The organism is Legionella tunisiensis, from assembly GCF_000308315.1.
Classification (GTDB): Bacteria; Pseudomonadota; Gammaproteobacteria; order Legionellales; family Legionellaceae; genus Tatlockia; species Tatlockia tunisiensis.
Window position 1 is genome coordinate 1 of record NZ_CALJ01000059.1, and the last position, 18,666, is coordinate 18,666.

Consider the following 18,666-nt stretch of genomic DNA (forward strand, 5'->3'; position numbering starts at 1 on the left):
AGCAGGGGATAATTTTGGCAAGATTTATATAAAAATAGTGACAAAGGGGTTGCCCTTATTTATGAAGCGTTTAAACGTAGCCTTCCATTAACAAGCTATCCAACACGTCAAATAGACTTGGTAGACGATGATACAGTTGTTCTGAGCGGCATTAATCCGGCATTGGTGTTTAATATCGTTGAAATCCAGAAAAAATGCATTTTGTTTTAAACAGGTTGAAGTAGCCCTGCTTGTACCTTGGATTGTAGATCATATTGATGCCCTTGTTGGTGCTCTCGATAAAGAACCTATTACAATAAGACTCCCAATCATTGATAAAACAGAAGCAATTTTAATGAATTTTCAACTGATTATTGCACAATTACAGACTTTTTCTAAGGTAGAGAGACAGCGGATGCTTAAATGCTTTATTGAGGAAGTACAGGCTTATGAGCAAAGTATTCTTGCATTGTCTTCAACTCAAAAAACGTTGCTTGTTGCTCTTACTTTAGCAGGAACTCTCTTGGGGATTGTCCTTGGTGGTACGTTTGGTTTATTAGGAGGTTTTTGCCTCAGTTCGGGAGCAAATTCTGCTATTCCGGGACTTAGCATGGTTGCTACCAATTTTGCTACGGGCGGCATTAGCACTGCATTAGCAGCGCTTAAAGGGGCTGGTTTAACGGTAATGATTAGTACTGCAGCGAGTAGTTTTTTAGTGGGTATTGGTAGCGGCACTGGTGTTTTTCTAGTGGGACGCTTAGGTTTTTAGTCCGTCGCAATCACAATTATTGGCTAAAACGTTTTCACAAAAGTTACAAGATGGGATTAAAGATAAGTTTTTGCGAGATAACAGTGAGGGTGATGTGTCACCAATCCAGTCTGACGAAGTCAGAGTGGAGGGTATGGTACCTTAGGTTATTAATGGAGTATCTATTGCCGAACTTGGCACATCGCTGGTTTCACGTTAGGATTATGTTTTTTACTCGGGGTGGGATAAATGACACAGCTAGAGGTTACTACCGCACTGACAGTACAAGAACAACTGTTACAATTGAGTGCCTATCTTAATGGGCGCATCCTTGGTCAAAAAGATTTGATATCGCGATTATTAATCGCTTTACTGGCCGATGGCCATTTGTTGGTTGAGGGGGCGCCTGGCTTAGCCAAAACACGAGCGGTTAAAGAATTGTCGTCAGTTGTCGAAGGGGATTTTCATCGTATCCAATTTACTCCCGATTTATTGCCCGGAGATCTGACGGGAACAGATGTCTATCATCCTGAGAATGGTTCTTTCGTTTTTCAGCCCGGTCCTATTTTTCATCATTTGATTCTTGCCGATGAAATTAATCGCGCTCCTGCCAAAGTACAGTCTGCCTTACTGGAAGCCATGGCGGAACGACAAGTAACGATAGGGGGTAAAACCTATCCTTTGCCAGAATTATTTCTAGTCATGGCAACCCAAAATCCCATTGAACAGGAAGGAACTTATCCATTGCCAGAGGCGCAGCTCGATCGTTTTTTAATGTACGTGAAAATCGGTTATCCTGATGTTCAGGTCGAACGCGATATTCTTATACTGGCGCGCCGTGAAGCTGAAGAAACAGAGAGCTTAAAGGTAGCCCAAGCGCCTGTTAGTCCTCTAAGTCAAGTCACTTTATTTGCAGCAAGGCGTGAGGTTTTGCGAGTGCATACCAGCGAAGCGCTAGAAAATTATCTGGTGCAATTGGTTGTTGCTACGCGTAATCCAGCAATCTATAGCGACGAATTGGCACGCTGGTTACGCTTTGGAGCAAGTCCACGGGCAACTATTGCGCTGGATCGTTGTGCAAAAGCGCATGCCTGGCTTGCGGGGCGTGATTATGTGACTCCGGAGGATATTCATGTTATTGCTCATGACGTACTTCGTCATCGTATTTTGTTAAGTTTTGAAGCAGAGGCGGAAGGAGTAAGTAGCGATGATTTTATTGATTCTTTATTACGCCTGATTGCAGTTCCTTGAGGGTTATTATGGGTGATGGGGTAATTGTTGAACTTAGCGAATTAATTGCATTAAAGCGCTATGCTCAGAGAGTTAACTATAAGCCTGAAGGTAACGCTTTGCGTGCTGGCAACCACCTGTCTAAATTGCGTGGTCGGGGTATGGATTTTGCCGAGGTCCGTAATTACCAAGCTGGTGACGAAATTCGTCATATGGAATGGCGTGTGACAGCGCGTACTGGTAAACCCTATGTTAAACTTTACCAAGAAGAGCGTGAGCGACCAATTGTTCTGATTGTTGATTTTAATTCTTCTATGTTCTTTGGTACACGGCTAGCGTTTAAATCAGTGGTGGCTGCTCGATTAGCGGCGATGATTGCTTGGACATCTATTAAGCAAGGAGATCGAGTGGGTGGTTTATTGTATTCATCTTCCAGACATGATGAATATACGCCACGTAGTCGTGACATTGGTGTTCTACCTCTGTTGGCAGCATTAAGTGACTATAGTAAAGAAAATCTTGAGGAAACGTCACCCCGTTTATTCAGTGATGTTTTAGTCCGTTTGCGCCGTGTTGCGCGGCCAGGTAGTGTCATCGTTCTTCTTAGCGATTTTTACCAGATGGATGGAGAGAGTGAACAACATTTGGCTCGTTTGAGAGCCCATAATGATATTCTGGCCTATCATATTTGTGATCCTTTAGAACTTTCGCCACCAAAGCCTAATCATTATGCGGTTACCAATGGTAAACAGGAAATTCTTCTTGATACAACCATTGAAGAAATAAACCGTGCTTACCAATCCTATTGTGAATTGCGATTGGCCAATTTACAGTCTCAGTTTAAACGCTTGCAAATCCAATATGTGCAAGTTCTGGCAGAAACCAATTTACCACAATTAGTACGGCAGACTTTTCCACGGAGGTCACGTGGCTGAATCACCTGAGCTAGCAAAATTGCGTGATATCCAATTGCCGGATCCTATCGGTTGGTGGCCAATGGCTCCTGGGTGGTATTTTTTAATTGTGCTAATTGCGCTCAGCGTCATTTTTTTGCTGTATATTTTTCGTCGTAACTATATCCGCGGTCGTGCTAAGCGCGAAGCGCTTCAGTTATTGGCGCATTATCATCAAACTTATCAGCATGCTGGCAATAGCCAACTTGGCAGTATGGAAATTTCAGAATTACTACGTCGCGTAGCATTGGTGTACTTTCCTCGGGAGATGGTAGCTGGTTTACAAGGTGAAGCCTGGTTGGCTTTTTTAAATGAAACCGCAAAAGGCATTGATTTTAATGCAGTGCGTACGTGTTTGTTGGAGGCACCTTATCAACCAGGAAAAAACATGGATCTAAACCCTCTGTTTAGTTGCGCAGAAAAATGGATAAAGCAACGGAGAAAACCATGTTCGAATTAGCTGAACCAAGGATTTTATTCTTTTTGCCACTACCTTTTTTAATTTGGTTTTTAATTCCGCGCGCAGCGTTGCAATTACCTGCTGCCTTGAAAGTCCCTTTTTATCACGCCATGTTGACTATTGTAAGTAACCAAAAGCGCACCTTTGCTGGTCAGGCACAGGTAGGTTTGTTCTTGCTAATCTGGTCGTTATTATTGCTTGCAGCGGCCGGTCCACGCTGGGTGGGAGAACCTAAACCTTTAGCAAGAGAAGGTCGTAATATCATGTTGGTGCTGGATTTATCAGGCAGTATGGCATTGGATGACATGATATTGCATGGCCGTCCAGCTACGCGCTTGGCTATTGTTAAGCGGACTGCAGAACAATTTGTGCGTGAACGAGTAGGTGATCGAATTGGTTTAATTCTTTTTGGCAGTCGTGCTTATTTACAAACGCCACTCACCTATGATCGCCAAAACGTCTTGCTTCGCCTTGAAGATGCTAGTGTTGGTTTGGCAGGACAAACCACTTCGATAGGAGATGCGCTTGGTTTGGCAGTGAAACGTTTACAAAATGTCCCAGCCAAAGGGCGCATGATTATTTTGCTTACTGATGGCGCTAATAACTCAGGAGTATTGGCTCCATTAAAAGCTGCCGAATTGGCAAAATTAGATGAGATTAAAGTTTATACAATTGGTTTAGGTGCAGAAGGGGACCCTCGCGCATTCAATGGGGCTTTTTTAACATGAATGCCTCCTCTGATCTGGATGAAAAAACGTTGCAAGAGATAGCAAACGTGACAGGAGGGCGTTATTTTAGAGCGACGGATGTGCAGTCTTTGCAAAATATTTATCAAATTATCAATAAATTAGAGACTGTAACCCAGGAAGATGCAACGATTCGCCCACAACATGATTATTATCCTTGGCCACTGGCTCTGGCCTTTTTTCTATTATTGTATTGGCTTATTAAAAAGATAGCGTTATGGACAAGTTTGAAGTCTGTTTCTTTGCGTCAGGGGAGGGTATCATGATGGCAGATTTCCATTTTCTTCGTCCTTGGTGGTTGCTAACCTGTTTACCCTTATTTGGTTTCATTGGATGTTTATGGCGACAAAGTCCGCGTATGGGAGCATGGACAGCTGTTTGTGATAGTCATTTACTTAGTCACTTGGTGCAGTCTAAAAAGCAAGGTAAACGGCATAGTGCCTTGCTGTTTTTATTGCTAAGTGGCTTATGTATGAGCTTTAGTTTAGCCGGTCCTGCTTGGGTTCGTTTGCCTGTACCAGCTTATCTGCAAATACAACCGAGAGTTTTAGTATTGGATATGTCAGATGCTATGTTGGCGAAAGATTTGGTACCCGATCGTTTAAATCGCGCCAAATTCAAATTACATGATCTGTTTAAACGTCGTGATGCCGGCCAATTGGGGTTGGTGGTGTATACCGGCGAACCCTTTGTTGTTTCACCGCTGACTGAGGATGCGCAGACGATCGATGCTCTATTGGACTCTTTAACTCCAGATATTATGCCGGTGGAAGGACAACGTTTAGATAGTGCACTGGCGGAGGCTGGGGAGCTGATAACGCAGGCAGGGTTTGATCATGGCCAAATACTGGTATTGACTGCAGAAACTCCCAGCCTTGCCGCAGTAGAAACTGCTAGTAAACTGGCAAACAAACAGATCTTTACCTCTGTGATGCCCATTCTTGCCAATAAAACGCTTAATCCTCTTTTTGAGCGTCTAGCAGTGGCAGGGAAAGGACAATTGGTGTCTTTTACGGATACTTCTGTTGATTTAGAGAGCTGGTTAAAAAATACCGCAACTGAACAACAATATAGTCGAAGTCAACACAATGATATTCCTATGTGGCGTGATGAAGGACGTTGGCTCTTACTCCCGGCTCTTGGTTTTTTATTACCCGTGTTCAGGCGTGGATGGTTACAGAGGATAGCCACATGAGAGTAGTATGGAGTATCTTCTTATGGAGCCTTGCCAATTCTGGTTATACTTTTAGCTGGCATGAGCTATGGGTGACGAAAGATCAGCAAGCGCAAGCGCTTATGCAGCAAAAGAAGTTTGATAAAGCAGAAAAGACTTTCCAGCAGGAAGAGTGGCGTGCTACCGCAGCTTATCGTGCAGGGCATTATGAGCAGGCAGCAAAAGAATTTCAATCAATTCAAAATGAACAAGGTTATTACAATCAGGGGAATGCATTAGCCCATTTAGGACGATATGAAGAAGCAATTAAAGCGTATGATAAAGCCTTAGCACTAAACGCTCACAATCAAGATGCTATTTATAATCGTAATTTGCTGCAAGAGTTATTAAAAAAGAGAAGCAGCAACAAGGCAAAGACCAGCAGGGCAAAGACCAGCAGGGCAAAGACCAGCAAGGCAAAGACCAGCAGGGCAAAGACCAGCAGGGCAAAGACCAGCAGGATAAAGACCAGCAGGGCAAAGACCAGCAGGGCAAAGACCAGCAAAGCAAAGACCAGCAAAGCAAAGACCAGCAGGATAAAGACCAGCAGGGCAAAGACCAGCAAAGCAAAGACCAGCAGGGCAAGGATCAGGAAAGCAAAGCGCAGCAGAATGAAAAGAAGACGGATAAAACAGCCGCAATGAAAGAGCAAGCTGCAATAGAGCGTGAAAAACAACAGGCAAAAGAGCAATGGCTACGCTTAATTCCCGATGATCCTGGGGGGTTGATGCGAGAGAAATTTTTACGTGATCACATACGCAGACAAAGTGGGTGGTATGAATGAAGCGAATTTTTAATAAGTTTATTTCTTTGTTGTTGTCTAAAGGTGGTTTTTTGCAGATGTTGCCATGCAACTCGATGTCACGCAGGTACAATTAGGCCAGCCTTTTAGACTGACGTTAACGATGGATAGTGCTGTTGATAGCGTTCCTGATTTAACACCACTACAAAAAGATTTTACTATTCTTGGTACGGAACGCAGTATGAATTACAGTGTTATTAACGGCCAAGCACATTCTGTTAGTCAATGGATAATAACGTTAACGGCTAATAAAAATGGCGTTTTACCTATCCCATCGCTACAAATAGGCCAAGAGCATACAAAGGCAAGCAGTATAGAAGTCACTTCAGAAGAGGCACCAACAACGGATGTTCAGCAACAAACTCCTCAGCAGGATGCTGTTCTTGAAGCAGAGGTTAATGTGAAGAGCCCTTTTGTAGAGCAACAAGTTATTTACACGGTGAGATTATACAATAGCCGCAGGCTACTTGACGCAACCTATCAGCCACCCCAGGTGGAGGATGCTTTGATGATTTCTCTTGGCCAAGGGCGTCGTTATCAAATTTCAAGTAATAATAAGATCTATGCTGTTGAAGAACAGCAATACGCTATCTTTCCGCAAAAAAGTGGTGACTTGAAAATTAAGCCGCCTAGTTTTAATGCTTTGCTTTATGACGTGACCCCAAAACGGGTTCATCTCCAAGCCAAGCCGACAGTGCTTCATGTTAAACCAAGGCTTGCGGGTTATAAACATTGGCTGGCTGCCAAGCAAGTTTCTCTCACTGAAACCTATGATAAAAGCAAGACTACTTTCATGCAGGGTGATACTTTAGTTCGAACTGTCACTTTGACTGCAGTAGCTGTACCCGCACAATTGTTGCCAACCCTGGATTTCGGAAATTCAGATCAATTTAGTGTTTATCCCGAAAAGCCTAGAGAAAAAACTAGTTTCAGGTATCCGGATTTAGTGGGTACTACGACAGTCAAGGCGACTTATTTGCTTAATAAAGCAGGTAAAATAACCATTCCTGCTATAAAAATAACCTGGTTCAATACAACAACTGGTCAAAAAGAAACAAGTTCTTTACCAGCACTTACTTTGAATGTGAGCGTTGCTGCTGGTGAAACAAAGCAGCCTGTGCCATCGGCTGTTGCAAATACGAAGCCGGCACCGAACACAGAGGTAGAAACCAAGAAAGAACAACAAAGTTTTCTGCCCTCATTACTGCCAGAAGCCAATTTTTCCTGGTGGTTAGCCGGTGGTTTTGCTGTTGCTTGGTTATTTACACTTGGACTATGGTATAGACAGTGGCGGCGACAAGCAGAAAGACAAACTACAAGTCAAGTTATGAAACAGTTGGCTAAAGCTTGTTTGGATAATCAGGCAACTGAAGCACGAGATGCTTTGCTTAAATGGGCTCGTCTCCAGTGGCCCGAAGCGAATTTGTTGAATTTAACCGATGTGGAGAAACTGGTGACTGACGCCAGATTTAAGGAAGAAATAAATCAATTAGCTCAGGCTCTTTACCATGATGTGAGCTCACAAAAAACTTGGCAGGGAGCGGCCCTATGGGCTGCTATTACTTCTTTCAAAGCGGCAAACTTAAGGCCGGAGAATAGCAAAACGACTCCGTTGCCGCCTATTCATCGACTCTGAGGGGTGTGATGCAACTTACTGAGTACTGTAAGGAAGATGTACGAGGTTTGGCAAAACTTATCAAAGAAGGTGAGGTCGGCCCTGAAGAAGTTTTGACTTGTGCTATTCAGCGTATGCACGAAGTAAACCCACAACTTAATGCAATAATTACTGATTGCAGCGACTGGGCACGTCACCAATTGAAAAAGATGCGTGGTGATGAACCTTTATATGGTGTGCCGGTGCTAGTGAAAGATTTAGGTTTTTCCATGCAGGGAGTGCGTTATACAGCAGGATCAACTTTTTTGAGGTCCTCTGTTTCGTCATTAAATAGTGATTTTATTAATCGTTTGCTGGCATTGGGAATGTTGCCTTTCGCAAAAACAAATGTGCCTGAGTTTGGCCTTTCTTATGTGACAGAGTCAACTTTACTTGGTCCTTGCCGTAATCCATATGATTTAAGTCGTACTTCAGGCGGTTCTTCCGGTGGTTCAGCTGCTGCAGTAGCTGCAGGAGTTGCACCTGTTGCTACTGCAAGTGATGGGGGAGGATCTATTCGCATACCGGCGGCTTGTTGTGGGTTATTTGGATTCAAGCCTACTCCCGGTTTGATGCCAGTCGGCCCTTGGGTTGATGAAGCCTGGTCAGGTTTGTCAACCAACTTCGTATTAACTCGCAGTATAGATGATTCGGTACTTTATTTGAGTTACTCGCTACGGGTGTTTACCTGAACTTAAACCACAAGTAGATCTACTGCAAGGCAGGCAGCGCTTTCAATCGTTAAAGATCGCACTTCTTGAGGGGGCTTTTGCTGTTGTACCTATTGCTAAACCCTGTTTGAAGCGCTGGAACAAGCAATTAAGGGATTAACAAGCGCCGGACATCGGGTGAACGCCTATAATTTGTTTCTTGATATAGAAGCAATTGCCGCTTCCGCTTTATGTATCATTGCAGCAAATACCTGCGCTGAAATCGAAAATCAACAACAGTTGCTTGGACGTGAGGTACAAAGAAGGGAATTGGAGCCATTTACTTGGGAATTGATGGCACAAGGCAAAAAATTATCTGCATCTCAATTGATTGCAGCAAAGAACAAGCTTTACCAGCTCTTGCGTCCTCTTCATGAATTATTCAATCAGGTCGATTTGATATTGACTCCTGCTTTGGCGCAATTACCTCTTCCTATCGGCAGCTTATCAACCAGTGGTGATTTTGCTCATTATTTGCAGAAAAATCTTGCTTTTACACCCTTTACTGCGTTGTTTAATCAAGCAGGGTTACCTGCCATGGCGATCCCTGTGATGCGCCACGATCATTTACCACTCTCAGTACAATTTGCTGCTGCTAAAGGGAGAGACAGATTTTTGTTACAATTTGCGCAGCAAATGCAAACCTTGCTTCCAGATTTTACCTCTCCAGTGATGACTCTTGGAAAAATAAAATAAGGTTAGCTCCTTCTTTGTTAAGGGAGATCTATAAATATTTATTACAGGTCCTCGCTATTTTATAAACACTAGAGTATAATGAGACTACTTGTCGTTTATACATTCCTGGCTGAAACATTGTTCTTCGTGAAAATCCCTCCTTTTGTAGTTCAAAGTAGCGAATTTATCGCGTTGCTTACCTATGATGATTCTAACTTGGATTGTTTAACGCAAGTGTGTGTTTAATTTAATTTGGAAAGTAGAAATGTCTGTGAAAGAAACTGGCCACGTCAAGTGGTTTAATGATGATAAGGGTTACGGTTTTATCAGCCGTGATAATGGTCAAGATGATGTATTCGTTCATTTTCGTTCGATCAATAGCACCGCTGGTCGTAAAACTTTGGTTGAAGGTCAACGCGTCGAGTTCATGGTGACCAAAGGGCCTAAAGGTCTACAAGCGGAAGATGTAACCGCTGTATAATAATCCTGCTGTTTCTCCAATCTTCTCCCCTCTAGTGGTGGACTTTGTGCGCGACTAGAGGGGAGCGAGCCGTTCATTTTTTATGAGAAATTCAGACGTAATCATAATTGGTGCTGGTGCTGCTGGCTTGATGTGTGCCATAGAGGCAGGGAAGCGCGAGCGGCGAGTACTGGTTCTTGATCATGCTAACAAGGTTGGCAAGAAGATTCTGATGTCTGGTGGTGGGCGATGTAATTTTACTAATTACGAGGTAGAAGCCCGCCATTATTTATCCGCAAATCCTCATTTTTGTAAATCTGCTCTTAAGCGTTATACGTCTTTTGATTTTATCGAACTGGTGAAAAAACATCGTATTCCCTTCCATGAGAAATCACATGGGCAACTATTTTGTGATAATAAGGCTTCCGATATTGTTGCTATGCTTGTGGGGTGCTGTGAGCAAACAAAAGCCGAAATACGTTTAAATACAGCTGTCAGTCATGTAGAGAGGAAAGAGAATGGCTATGCTCTAAGATTGGCAAATGGAGAACGGCTATTTTGCCAGTCTCTAGTTATTGCAACGGGAGGATTATCCATTCCAACTATGGGTGCATCGCCCTATGGCTACCAATTAGCTGCACAGTTCGGTTTGCCAGTATTACCTACGCGGGCTGGGTTAGTACCCTTTACTTTGCAACCTGAAGAAAAAGAACGTTTGGCGGTGTTATCAGGTATCTCTTTACCTTGTGAAGTATCTTATAATAATCAATCCTTTACTTTGGATATGCTGTTTACCCATCGTGGTTTAAGTGGACCAGCGATGTTGCAAATTTCATCTTATTGGCAACCAGGCGGGATCTTGGAAATAGATTTGGATGCCAAAAATGAATGGGCTTCCCATTTATCTCAACGTAAACGACTGGCTCCACAGATCCGTTTAAAACACTGTTTGGAACAAGTTTTGCCCAAACGAGTGGTTGCTACTTTGATAGTGGAATCTTTATTAGAACGTGAGTTACAAACGTTGTCTGACAAAATTTTGCAAGAAATCGGACAGAACTTACGGCAATGGCGTATTAAGCCGAATGGTACAGAAGGATACCGGACTGCTGAAGTGACCTTAGGCGGTGTGGATACACGAGTGCTATCGTCACAAACGATGGAAGTCAACCATTTGCCAGGTCTTTATTTTGTGGGTGAAGTCTTGGATGTGACTGGCTGGCTAGGGGGTTATAATTTTCAATGGGCTTGGTCGTCGGGTTGGGCAGCTGGTCAGGCTGTATAGGGGTGATCTAAGTGATGTCCAAGCGCAGATACTCGTTTATATGGTTGAGAGCTGCCACAATCCATAAACAGTCTAGGCAAATTTAGATAGCAGTTAGCGGCTAATCTTGCGCATTGTACTAACTTCCTCTAATGTAGAGGAATTCGTGTAAATGGAATGTGGGCCATGTTGATGCGGTTTTTCGCTTTGTTTTTATCGTATTATTAGCTTCGAGTTGTGCTAGAGCACCGGCTCATCTTCCTCCAGTTGCAATTAAAGCAGTGCAAAACAGGCAAGTACCCTCTTTCAATCAGGTACTTGTTGAAGGTAGGATCAATGTTAATCTGCATACTGGTTATGCACGTCCACAGGTCATCTTATATGGAAATCCCAGTGATTTAATCCATGTATCTACAAGAGTAGTCAATGGTATGCTGATTATTAACTTGGGTAGTGGTTATCCTCGCTGTGGAGTTGTTCGAGCCGAAATTCGTGGTCGTTATTTAAATTCTTTCACCTATCGTGGAGCGGGTACTATCACTGGTACCAATTTGCGTTCAGGGCTTCTTGATCTTGCAATTGATAACCCAGGTAGAACAACGTTGGGTGGTTCCATTGTATTGCGTAAAGTAAAAATAAGTGGTGGAGGAAATGCTCAACTGAGTGGTGTTAACGGTAAATATTTGCAATTGACGTTAGTTGGCAAAACAAGATTGCAACTATCTGGTATGTTGAATTTAGCTAAACTCGATTTGGCGGGTCAGAGTTGGGTCAGCATGTATTGGATAAAATCTGATACGCTAACCATACGTGCTCGTGGCAAGACCTTTATTCAGTTAGCAGGTATAGTTAACAAACTGGACGTTGAACTATGGGATGCAGCGCATTTCAATGGCCGATATTTACGTTCAAAACGGACCTTTGCAAAAACACATGATAAGTCTGTTGCCGATATTGTCGCAGTAAAACATCAGCATACCTTTGCGACTGATGCCAGTGATATTTATTTTTATAATCTTCCTGATACCAAAGCAGATTTTATGGTTTTTGATGGCTCTGTCCTCGATATGCGAGACTGGGAATACGCTATGCGTGATTACGATCGCTACAATAAATAGCTATGTTGCTTTGAATCAGCTAGCTACCGAGTCATATGGTTCTGTTTGATACAGGCTAGGACGCTGTCCTTATCGCCATCAAGAGGAATTATATGCGCTGAATTGGCGAGCCAGTGGATAGTTACATTTTCCATATTGGCAAAGCGAGCTGCGACTTGCCAAGAAGCAACCACTTTATCATGGCAGCCAAGAAATAAATCGGTAGGACAGTTGGGTGGTGAAAACTGAAATTGGCTAATCGTGGTTAATACTTCGATAATAACAGGTAGCGGTATCTTGCGATAAGAAATTTCACAATGCTCATCAGTATATAAATTTCCTGCAACACTTCGTACCTGGCTAAAGCCCAAATAGTTTAATAATTTGGCCAAACTCAATGTTCTATTAATCTTTAGACGCAAATCCAGAGCGGGGGCTAGCAAATAAAGATGATGCAGTGAGAAACGATTACTTAAATGACAAGCCAATAATCCTCCGAGAGACAATCCCATGACATCGACCTGGGTAAATTCGTTAACTAATAATTCACAAGTTTGTTCAGCCAGCAAAAACCAGTCACTTGCCTTGCTTTGAGCGAAACTATCAAGATTGGCTGCATGCCCCGGTAGTACTGGGCAAATTACGGCATCATAATAAGCAAGAGAAGGTAGTAAATCGCGAAAAACAGCCGGCGAGGATGAAAAACCGTGTAATAACAATAAGGCTCGCTGCCTTTTTCCATTACGTTGTTCAATGGGAGCCATCAAAGAAAAATCATCTTGAGTTAGAGAAAAGAGCTGCACGCCGCGTCGCATACAACGAAAAGCATCGATATTCATTCAGATCCTTATGATAAAAAATTTGCAAAATAATTGTAAATAAGGCTTTTATCACCCATTCTACTATTGTTATTTTGATATTATGTGAATATAACGCGCTCTACTGTAACAGTAGCAGATTTAATAACAATAGCAGAAGAAAGGCAATTTTTTATAAAATTGTTAATCCAAGGAAAAATAAGCCAGGAAAGGCTAATAACTAGTTCCATTACTTGGAGTAGTTCATAGCATGTCTTGATATGCTATCTTTAAATTAATAGAGTTAAGAAATTTAGGGTGAATATTATGGGCGATCCTGTCAACGACACAACAACACCGACTACTCCTCAGCCTAAGGGCTCCAGTACTGGTGGGCCAAGTCAAACAAAGCCGACGCAGACTCAACCAACACAGCCTCAGCCAACAGGTAAGAAGCCTGATGCTAAAAAACCAGCACCCAAGAAACCTGCGCCACAAAAGCCTAAGAAAGATAATAAGGACGAGGACGAGAATAAGAAAAAGAAAAGGAACATGAAGAGCCTTTGATTCAATTGATGCAAGATATTCTCGATATTGTAAAAGAAATACATAAGCCCCTGACGGACGCGGTAGAAGGGAAAATAAAAGGACTTGTGGGTGCAGCTGCAAATAAGGTTAAAGAAGGTGTAGTAGCCGGTGCAGGCATGGCGAAAGACGCTATAGTAGCCGGTGCGGGCATGGCGAAAGACGGCATAGTAGCTGGTGCAACTGCTCTTGTAGATAAGATAAAGGATAAATTTTCATCTAAAGATGGGCCAAAGGAGCCTGAAGAGATTGAAATGCAAGAGATGAAGCCGAAAGATGACGAGCAGGTAGATGAAGAACAGGTAGATGAAGAACAGGTAGATGACGAGCAGCTAGACGAGCAAGAGGAAAATGAGTACGAGGGCGTATCGGAACTGTTTGAGCAAGCTGAGAAAGAGGCTTCTGAGAAGGAGGAAGATGAGACCTATCAAGCGATGGTTGACATGTTTCAAGAACCTGAAGATTCTGGGCCAAGCCCCTCAAGCTTAACAAAACTCTCTTCTGACACGCAATCAACTCCATCTTCTGAGATGACGGAAGATAATGAATATGATGGATTAGCGCAAATGTTTAATGAAGATTCTACTTCGACTCCAGAGCCGGAAGCACCGAATCTCGACTCATCGCAAACCCTGTCACAGTAATTGGCATGGCGCGATTGTTATCGCGCCAAGCTTGATAGAATTAGTTTTCCATTAATTTATGGGGAAGGCTTTCCAAACGACCAGCAGGGGTTACCACAACATAATTAAGTTTACGCTGCAATTCACTTATGGTATCTGCGCCAGCATAGGTTAATCCTGAACGTAAGCCACCAACGATATCGGCAATAATGGCATCCTGATTATTACGATAAGGTACTTCTGTCGCTACGCCTTCGGCTGTTTTCCATTCATGCATTTGGCCTAAAAAATCTTCCTGAGCTTCACGTGAAGCCATACCGCGATACCGCTTGACTTGCTTGCCGTCTTCTTTACTAATTACTGCACCAGGTGTGGGTTCGGTACCTGCCAGCATACCGCCAATCATCACGAAATCGGCGCCAAAAGCCAGAGCTTTGACAATATCGCCGGAAGTTCGAATGCCGCCATCGGCAACAATTGAACGATCGCTACGAGCACAATCCTGAATACAGGTAAGCATGGGAATTCCAAAACCTGTTTTAATTCGAGTACTGCAGACAGAGCCACCACCAATACCTGCTTTAATGATGTCAGCTCCACAGGAAGCGAGGTAATCCGCGCCAGCATAAGTAGCGACATTACCCGCCATGATGCAGCGACTGCCAAGTAGTTGTCTCAGATTCTTCAGTGTTTTACCCACGTATTTGGCATGCGCGTGTGCGACATCTACGCAGAAGAAATCAGCACCGGCATCTCGTAGTGCTTCAGCGCGTTGTAATTCGCTGTCAGTACAGCCAACAGAGACAAAAACATCCCCATGACAGAGCTTAAATTCTTTGATGTTGTCTTCAATGCTTAAGAAACGATGTAGCGCGCCAATACCCCCTTTACTGCGCATAAAGTTGGCCATCTTGCTTTCAGTGATAGTATCCATGTTAGAGCTTATCACAGGTAATTCCAGAGTCAGTTTAGCCAAACGGTCAGTTACGTTGGTATTGACCACTCGTCTTGATTCATGGTGATTGTAGGCAGGAACCAATAGGACGTCATCAAAGGTGATGGCTTGAGTGTTCATTATTTATCCTCTGTTAAAACGCGTACTATAAATGTTCTGCTGCATAATAAGCAAGCCTTGATCGCTCTCCACGTGTTAACGTCATGTGAGCACTATGTTGCCAATGTTTAAAGCGATCGACGGCAAACGTTAAGCCAGAGGTTGTTTCAGTTAAATAGGGGGGTATCAATTTGCTTGATGTCACCAAGGCAAATAATCTTGCTGCCTGGTCCTGCCCGTGTTACCAAAGTTTTAATTTGTTTGGAAGTTAGGTTTTGTGCCTCATCAATAATAATAAAACGATTTAAAAAGGTACGACCACGCATAAAATTGAGTGAGCGAATCTTAATTTTATTCTGTAGTAAATCTTGAGTAGCGCCTCGGCCAAAACTGCCGCCCTCTTGAGAACTGTGTAGTACTTCAAGGTTATCCATTAAAGCCCCCATCCAAGGCGTCATTTTTTCTTCTTCTGTTCCTGGGAGAAAACCGATGTCTTCACCGACAGGAATTGTTACCCGTGTCATTAAAATCTCATTATAACGATTTTGATCCAGAACTTGAGTTAAGCCTGCTGCTACCGTCAATAATGTTTTTCCGGTTCCTGCAGAACCTTGCAGAGTAACAAAATCAATGTCTGGATCCAGTAGTAAATTCAAGGCGAAATTTTGTTCGCGGTTGCGAGCATTAATTCCCCATACGGAATGCTTGGTTTGAGTAAAATCGCGGGCTAGCTGTACGACCGTACTTCCCTCAGCGATTTCCTTTACGATTCCCTGAAACTGATTATCATGAGTACTAATACAATCGTTGTAATTCCATTGATTGGTTAATGGGCCACTGATGCGATAAAAGGTTTTACCATTTTCTTGCCAGGCCTCTATATTTTTTGCATGAGTATCCCAGAAATCATTGTCAAGAATATGGATACCGCTATGCAATAAATTAACGTCATCAAGTACTTTATCGTTGTAGTAATCTTCTGCTGGAATACCTAGAATTCCTGCTTTAATACGTAAATTAATATCTTTAGAAATAATAATGACTTGCCGCTCAGGGTATTTTTTTGCAAACCCAGGGCAGTAGCAAGAATTGTATTATCGGCTTTGTGTCCAGGTAGTGAGGTCGGATGTATCTGTTCAAATTCATCAGTCTGAAAAAATAGGCGTCCGCTGCTTTTTACTTTATCGGACGTTATAAAACTGGGAATTGGTAAGCCAGCAACAATTTCTTTATGGTTGGCGTTACTCATCAACTCGACTAACATACGGTTAGTCTGCCGCACGTTGCGAGCGACTTCAGAGATCCCCGTTTTGTGGCTGTCTAATTCTTCTAAAACAACCATAGGTAAATAGATGTCATGCTCTTCGAAACGGTAGATGGCCGTAGGATCATGCATCATGATATTCGTATCAAGTACGAACAGTTTTGTGCCTTTATTCCTCATATCCATGATTTCATCCTATCAGCTAAAATATTCATTGTGCTGAGGGCTTTGAGCCCAGTCAAGCCTTATTAGACTCAACATCCTTGTTTAGTAAGGGTTTTCAACGTTTTGTTCAGTGCAAAAATAATATGGATAGAAAGAATACGCTATTACTGACTTATCCTTGGAGTTTCTTTAAGGTTTGCAAGACTTCAGCAACATGTCCTTTAACACTTACTTTGCGCCATTCATGGCGTAAAATTCCCTGTGGATCGATTAGAAAAGTACTACGCTCAATGCCTCGTACCTGTTTCCCATACATTGATTTCATCTTTATCACATCAAATTGTTGGCACAGGATTTCATCGTGATCACTAATTAATTCAAACGGGAATTGTTGCTTGCATTTAAAATTTTCATGTGATTTTAAACTGTCACGGGAGATACCCAATATTTCCGTATTGAGTTTTTGGAAGTCTGTATACGTGTCGCGGAAATCTTGTCCTTCCGTGGTACAGCCTGGTGTCGCATCTTTTGGATAAAAATATAAAACCACCCATTTGCCTTGATATATTTTTAGATCACCCTGTAACCCGTTTGTTGCGGTAAACTTGAACGAAGTTATTTGATCACCTGGTTTCATAATGAGTCCTTGGTTGCCTTAGAGAAATTGTTGTTATCCTAGAGGAAAGAAGAGTATTTCGCCAATAGCAGTCGCTTTATTTAGTTTATACGTCGTTAAAAGTGCTTCTCCATTGCTCGTTTATTCGTATATAAACTGCGCTGCTCAAATCATTTTTGCCTCATCTAAACTAAAATAAACGCTACTGCGGCATGTGGGATACATGTATAATTATTTTTTAGTTAAACAATATTTGATTTTTATGACGACCAACAAACAGCAAAGTGCTACTATCGCTGTTAATAAAAAAGCACATTTTGATTACTTTATAGAAGATGAGTACGAGGCTGGCTTAATTCTTGAAGGGTGGGAGGTAAAAAGTTTGCGTGCGGGCAAAATTAATCTCTCAGATGCCCATGTAATCATAAAATATGGTGAGGCCTTCCTGTTAGGTGCTCAGATTCAACCTTTACCAACGGCCTCAACTCATCTTGCTCCTGATGCGATACGGACTCGTAAATTATTGCTTAACCGAAAGGAACTGAATCAATTGATTGGTAGTGTTGAACGTCAAGGTTATACCTTGGTTCCTTTGTCGCTTTATTGGAAACACAATCGAGTCAAGATGAAAATCGCACTGGCCAAAGGTAAAAAACGCATGATAAGCGGGATACAATTAAAGATCGAGATTGGCAGCGAGACAAGGCTCGGCTTATGAAAAAAATAATTAACGTGAGTTCGGTGTTAAAATTTAATTTAGGCCCATTAGTCATGGGCTTATCAAGTAATTAGAGGGTTGCTGTGCAGTTTTAATTGAATGGTAGTCAGTACTTGCCGTGGCGTGAGTGACTGAGGGTAGTTGCGTTCATGAGCTAACTCGTTAATTATGCTTTGAACAAACTCTGGATTTTGCTTGTGAGTTTTATTAGATATAACGCTAAAGTTCTGTAGGAGCATCCATTTTCAAGTAAAGCTAAAAGTCTCTTATCCTCATCTGTTAATTTTTCGCCTAAGAATAAGCTACATTCTTCTTCATTGTAATAATTATATACAAAGTTTTCTCGCCTGAAAGGTGTCTCATCCTTCTCCGTCACCGTTTTGGGTAGCAATTGAGTTGGTTTAGCTTTAGGCGAGGCCTGTACAGAAGGCGAGTGATTGGCGGTGGATTTGGTTTTAGTAGCTTCCTTTGGCTTAGAGGTTTTTAGCGGCTGTTTCGTAAAATACCCAGTATATTCATTGAGCTCTTGCAGTCTAATATTATCAAAACTTTCTCCAGGATAGGCGTATAAAACAGCCGCGAATTCTAAAGTGAAATAGAGTTGTTTTTCATTAATTTTTGTGATTAAACCGGTTTCCAGATAGTCTTGATCATCTTTGCTAATTTCTTGAAGGAAGGTTTTTGCTGCTGCTGCGGTTGGGAAAGTGACGACCGCACCAAAATTTTCTCCTGCTTCAAATTTAGCACCGGTCTTTTTAAGTTTGGATAATGCAGAGCCATGATGTGCCTCAGTCCTTTTTATGGGCGACATGTTATTTTTTAAGACAAAAAACGTGCTTAGTCAAGTGGGAAC

The 18,666-nt window shown here is 42.4% G+C and carries 21 protein-coding genes and 3 pseudogenes; 18 read left to right on the forward strand and 6 right to left on the reverse strand.

Annotated elements, in window-relative coordinates:
- Window positions 1-178: 178 nt before the first annotated feature.
- The 8 genes and pseudogenes from BN58_RS04550 to BN58_RS37505 all read left to right on the forward strand — a co-directional run.
- Entirely contained in the window at window positions 179-748 is a 570-nt protein-coding gene (locus tag BN58_RS04550; RefSeq protein WP_019215835.1) for a hypothetical protein, read from the forward strand.
- Between the two features lie 228 nt (window positions 749-976).
- Window positions 977-1,978, forward strand: coding sequence for an AAA family ATPase (locus BN58_RS04560; RefSeq protein WP_019215836.1), 1,002 nt, complete (start codon window positions 977-979; stop codon window positions 1,976-1,978).
- An 8-nt stretch (window positions 1,979-1,986) separates the two neighbouring features.
- Window positions 1,987-2,892, forward strand: coding sequence for a DUF58 domain-containing protein (locus tag BN58_RS04565; RefSeq protein ID WP_019215837.1), 906 nt, complete (start codon window positions 1,987-1,989; stop codon window positions 2,890-2,892).
- Window positions 2,885-3,370: a DUF4381 domain-containing protein gene (locus tag BN58_RS04570; protein WP_019215838.1), complete on the forward strand. Its 486-nt coding sequence runs from the start codon at window positions 2,885-2,887 to the stop codon at window positions 3,368-3,370. Before BN58_RS04565 ends, BN58_RS04570 begins: the two co-directional genes overlap by 8 nt.
- Window positions 3,358-4,098, forward strand: a complete 741-nt coding sequence (locus tag BN58_RS22075) for a VWA domain-containing protein (RefSeq protein ID WP_408605456.1) — start codon at window positions 3,358-3,360, stop codon at window positions 4,096-4,098. Before BN58_RS04570 ends, BN58_RS22075 begins: the two co-directional genes overlap by 13 nt.
- Window positions 4,095-4,382, forward strand: coding sequence for a hypothetical protein (locus BN58_RS37500; protein ID WP_408605457.1), 288 nt, complete (start codon window positions 4,095-4,097; stop codon window positions 4,380-4,382). Before BN58_RS22075 ends, BN58_RS37500 begins: the two co-directional genes overlap by 4 nt.
- Window positions 4,379-5,311 carry a vWA domain-containing protein gene (locus BN58_RS04580; protein ID WP_019215839.1) on the forward strand — a complete coding sequence of 311 codons (933 nt, stop codon included), beginning with the start codon at window positions 4,379-4,381 and terminating at the stop codon, window positions 5,309-5,311. Before BN58_RS37500 ends, BN58_RS04580 begins: the two co-directional genes overlap by 4 nt.
- A gap of 101 nt (window positions 5,312-5,412) precedes the next feature.
- A pseudogene (locus tag BN58_RS37505) lies at window positions 5,413-5,610 on the forward strand (tetratricopeptide repeat protein); the annotation flags it as partial.
- A 38-nt stretch (window positions 5,611-5,648) separates the two neighbouring features.
- Here the strand turns inward: BN58_RS37505 and BN58_RS37510 are convergent.
- Window positions 5,649-5,981: a hypothetical protein gene (locus BN58_RS37510; RefSeq protein ID WP_408605459.1), complete on the reverse strand. Its 333-nt coding sequence runs from the start codon at window positions 5,979-5,981 to the stop codon at window positions 5,649-5,651.
- Between BN58_RS37510 and BN58_RS37515 the strand changes: the two genes are divergently transcribed.
- The 7 genes from BN58_RS37515 (at window position 5,970) to BN58_RS04610 (ending at window position 12,012) form a co-directional block, all read left to right on the forward strand.
- Window positions 5,970-6,113 carry a hypothetical protein gene (locus BN58_RS37515; protein WP_408605458.1) on the forward strand — a complete coding sequence of 48 codons (144 nt, stop codon included), beginning with the start codon at window positions 5,970-5,972 and terminating at the stop codon, window positions 6,111-6,113. The genes BN58_RS37510 and BN58_RS37515 overlap by 12 nt on opposite strands.
- 64 nt (window positions 6,114-6,177) lie before the next feature.
- Entirely contained in the window at window positions 6,178-7,767 is a 1,590-nt protein-coding gene (locus BN58_RS22085) for a BatD family protein (protein ID WP_019215840.1), read from the forward strand.
- A gap of 8 nt (window positions 7,768-7,775) precedes the next feature.
- Window positions 7,776-8,477 carry an amidase gene (locus BN58_RS32810; protein WP_019215841.1) on the forward strand — a complete coding sequence of 234 codons (702 nt, stop codon included), beginning with the start codon at window positions 7,776-7,778 and terminating at the stop codon, window positions 8,475-8,477.
- A 114-nt stretch (window positions 8,478-8,591) separates the two neighbouring features.
- Window positions 8,592-9,191 (forward strand): amidase family protein, encoded by a 600-nt coding sequence (locus tag BN58_RS32815; protein ID WP_269570093.1) that lies wholly within the window; start codon window positions 8,592-8,594, stop codon window positions 9,189-9,191.
- A gap of 244 nt (window positions 9,192-9,435) precedes the next feature.
- Entirely contained in the window at window positions 9,436-9,651 is a 216-nt protein-coding gene (locus BN58_RS04600; RefSeq protein ID WP_019215843.1) for a cold-shock protein, read from the forward strand.
- Between the two features lie 82 nt (window positions 9,652-9,733).
- A complete protein-coding gene (locus BN58_RS04605; RefSeq protein WP_019215844.1) occupies window positions 9,734-10,915 on the forward strand; it encodes a BaiN/RdsA family NAD(P)/FAD-dependent oxidoreductase in 1,182 nt (393 codons plus the stop codon).
- Window positions 10,916-11,073: 158 nt separating this feature from the next.
- Window positions 11,074-12,012, forward strand: coding sequence for a GIN domain-containing protein (locus BN58_RS04610; protein ID WP_019215845.1), 939 nt, complete (start codon window positions 11,074-11,076; stop codon window positions 12,010-12,012).
- Window positions 12,013-12,035: 23 nt separating this feature from the next.
- On the opposite strand, the gene BN58_RS04615 is transcribed toward BN58_RS04610, so the two are convergent.
- Window positions 12,036-12,830, reverse strand: a complete 795-nt coding sequence (locus BN58_RS04615) for an alpha/beta hydrolase (protein ID WP_019215846.1) — start codon at window positions 12,828-12,830, stop codon at window positions 12,036-12,038.
- A gap of 285 nt (window positions 12,831-13,115) precedes the next feature.
- Here BN58_RS04615 and BN58_RS04620 point away from each other — a divergent pair, with 285 nt between their 5' ends.
- Window positions 13,116-13,355 carry a hypothetical protein gene (locus BN58_RS04620; RefSeq protein WP_019215847.1) on the forward strand — a complete coding sequence of 80 codons (240 nt, stop codon included), beginning with the start codon at window positions 13,116-13,118 and terminating at the stop codon, window positions 13,353-13,355.
- Window positions 13,352-14,017 carry a hypothetical protein gene (locus BN58_RS04625; protein ID WP_019215848.1) on the forward strand — a complete coding sequence of 222 codons (666 nt, stop codon included), beginning with the start codon at window positions 13,352-13,354 and terminating at the stop codon, window positions 14,015-14,017. The genes BN58_RS04620 and BN58_RS04625 overlap by 4 nt, the downstream gene beginning before the upstream one ends.
- 40 nt (window positions 14,018-14,057) lie before the next feature.
- On the opposite strand, the gene BN58_RS04630 is transcribed toward BN58_RS04625, so the two are convergent.
- The 3 genes and pseudogenes from BN58_RS04630 to BN58_RS04640 all read right to left on the reverse strand — a co-directional run bounded on the left by BN58_RS04630 (window position 14,058) and on the right by BN58_RS04640 (window position 17,116).
- A complete protein-coding gene (locus tag BN58_RS04630) occupies window positions 14,058-15,071 on the reverse strand; it encodes a guanosine monophosphate reductase (RefSeq protein WP_019215849.1) in 1,014 nt (337 codons plus the stop codon).
- Between the two features lie 25 nt (window positions 15,072-15,096).
- Window positions 15,097-16,500: pseudogene (locus BN58_RS36795) on the reverse strand (PhoH family protein).
- A gap of 151 nt (window positions 16,501-16,651) precedes the next feature.
- A complete protein-coding gene (locus BN58_RS04640) occupies window positions 16,652-17,116 on the reverse strand; it encodes a peroxiredoxin (protein ID WP_019215852.1) in 465 nt (154 codons plus the stop codon).
- 241 nt (window positions 17,117-17,357) lie between these two features.
- Here BN58_RS04640 and smpB point away from each other — a divergent pair.
- A pseudogene (smpB, locus tag BN58_RS22100) lies at window positions 17,358-17,887 on the forward strand (SsrA-binding protein SmpB).
- Window positions 17,888-17,979: 92 nt separating this feature from the next.
- On the opposite strand, the gene BN58_RS04650 reads toward smpB, so the two are convergent.
- Entirely contained in the window at window positions 17,980-18,624 is a 645-nt protein-coding gene (locus tag BN58_RS04650) for a hypothetical protein (protein ID WP_019215853.1), read from the reverse strand.
- Between the last annotated feature and the right edge of the window lie 42 nt (window positions 18,625-18,666).

Excerpts from the sequence above, each read along its gene's own strand:
- BN58_RS04560 (WP_019215836.1), top strand. The coding sequence starts at position 977 with ATGACACAGCTAGAGGTTACTACCGCACTGACAGTACAAGAACAACTG.
- BN58_RS04565 (WP_019215837.1), top strand. The coding sequence starts at position 1,987 with ATGGGTGATGGGGTAATTGTTGAACTTAGCGAATTAATTGCATTAAAG.
- BN58_RS22075 (WP_408605456.1), top strand. The coding sequence starts at position 3,358 with ATGTTCGAATTAGCTGAACCAAGGATTTTATTCTTTTTGCCACTACCT.
- BN58_RS37500 (WP_408605457.1), top strand. The coding sequence starts at position 4,095 with ATGAATGCCTCCTCTGATCTGGATGAAAAAACGTTGCAAGAGATAGCA.
- BN58_RS04580 (WP_019215839.1), top strand. The coding sequence starts at position 4,379 with ATGATGGCAGATTTCCATTTTCTTCGTCCTTGGTGGTTGCTAACCTGT.
- BN58_RS37515 (WP_408605458.1), top strand. The coding sequence starts at position 5,970 with ATGAAAGAGCAAGCTGCAATAGAGCGTGAAAAACAACAGGCAAAAGAG.
- BN58_RS22085 (WP_019215840.1), top strand. The coding sequence starts at position 6,178 with ATGCAACTCGATGTCACGCAGGTACAATTAGGCCAGCCTTTTAGACTG.
- BN58_RS32810 (WP_019215841.1), top strand. The coding sequence starts at position 7,776 with ATGCAACTTACTGAGTACTGTAAGGAAGATGTACGAGGTTTGGCAAAA.
- BN58_RS04600 (WP_019215843.1), top strand. The coding sequence starts at position 9,436 with ATGTCTGTGAAAGAAACTGGCCACGTCAAGTGGTTTAATGATGATAAG.
- BN58_RS04605 (WP_019215844.1), top strand. The coding sequence starts at position 9,734 with ATGAGAAATTCAGACGTAATCATAATTGGTGCTGGTGCTGCTGGCTTG.
- BN58_RS04615 (WP_019215846.1), bottom strand. The coding sequence starts at position 12,830 with ATGAATATCGATGCTTTTCGTTGTATGCGACGCGGCGTGCAGCTCTTT.
- BN58_RS04620 (WP_019215847.1), top strand. The coding sequence starts at position 13,116 with ATGGGCGATCCTGTCAACGACACAACAACACCGACTACTCCTCAGCCT.
- BN58_RS04630 (WP_019215849.1), bottom strand. The coding sequence starts at position 15,071 with ATGAACACTCAAGCCATCACCTTTGATGACGTCCTATTGGTTCCTGCC.
- BN58_RS04640 (WP_019215852.1), bottom strand. The coding sequence starts at position 17,116 with ATGAAACCAGGTGATCAAATAACTTCGTTCAAGTTTACCGCAACAAAC.
- BN58_RS04650 (WP_019215853.1), bottom strand. The coding sequence starts at position 18,624 with ATGTCGCCCATAAAAAGGACTGAGGCACATCATGGCTCTGCATTATCC.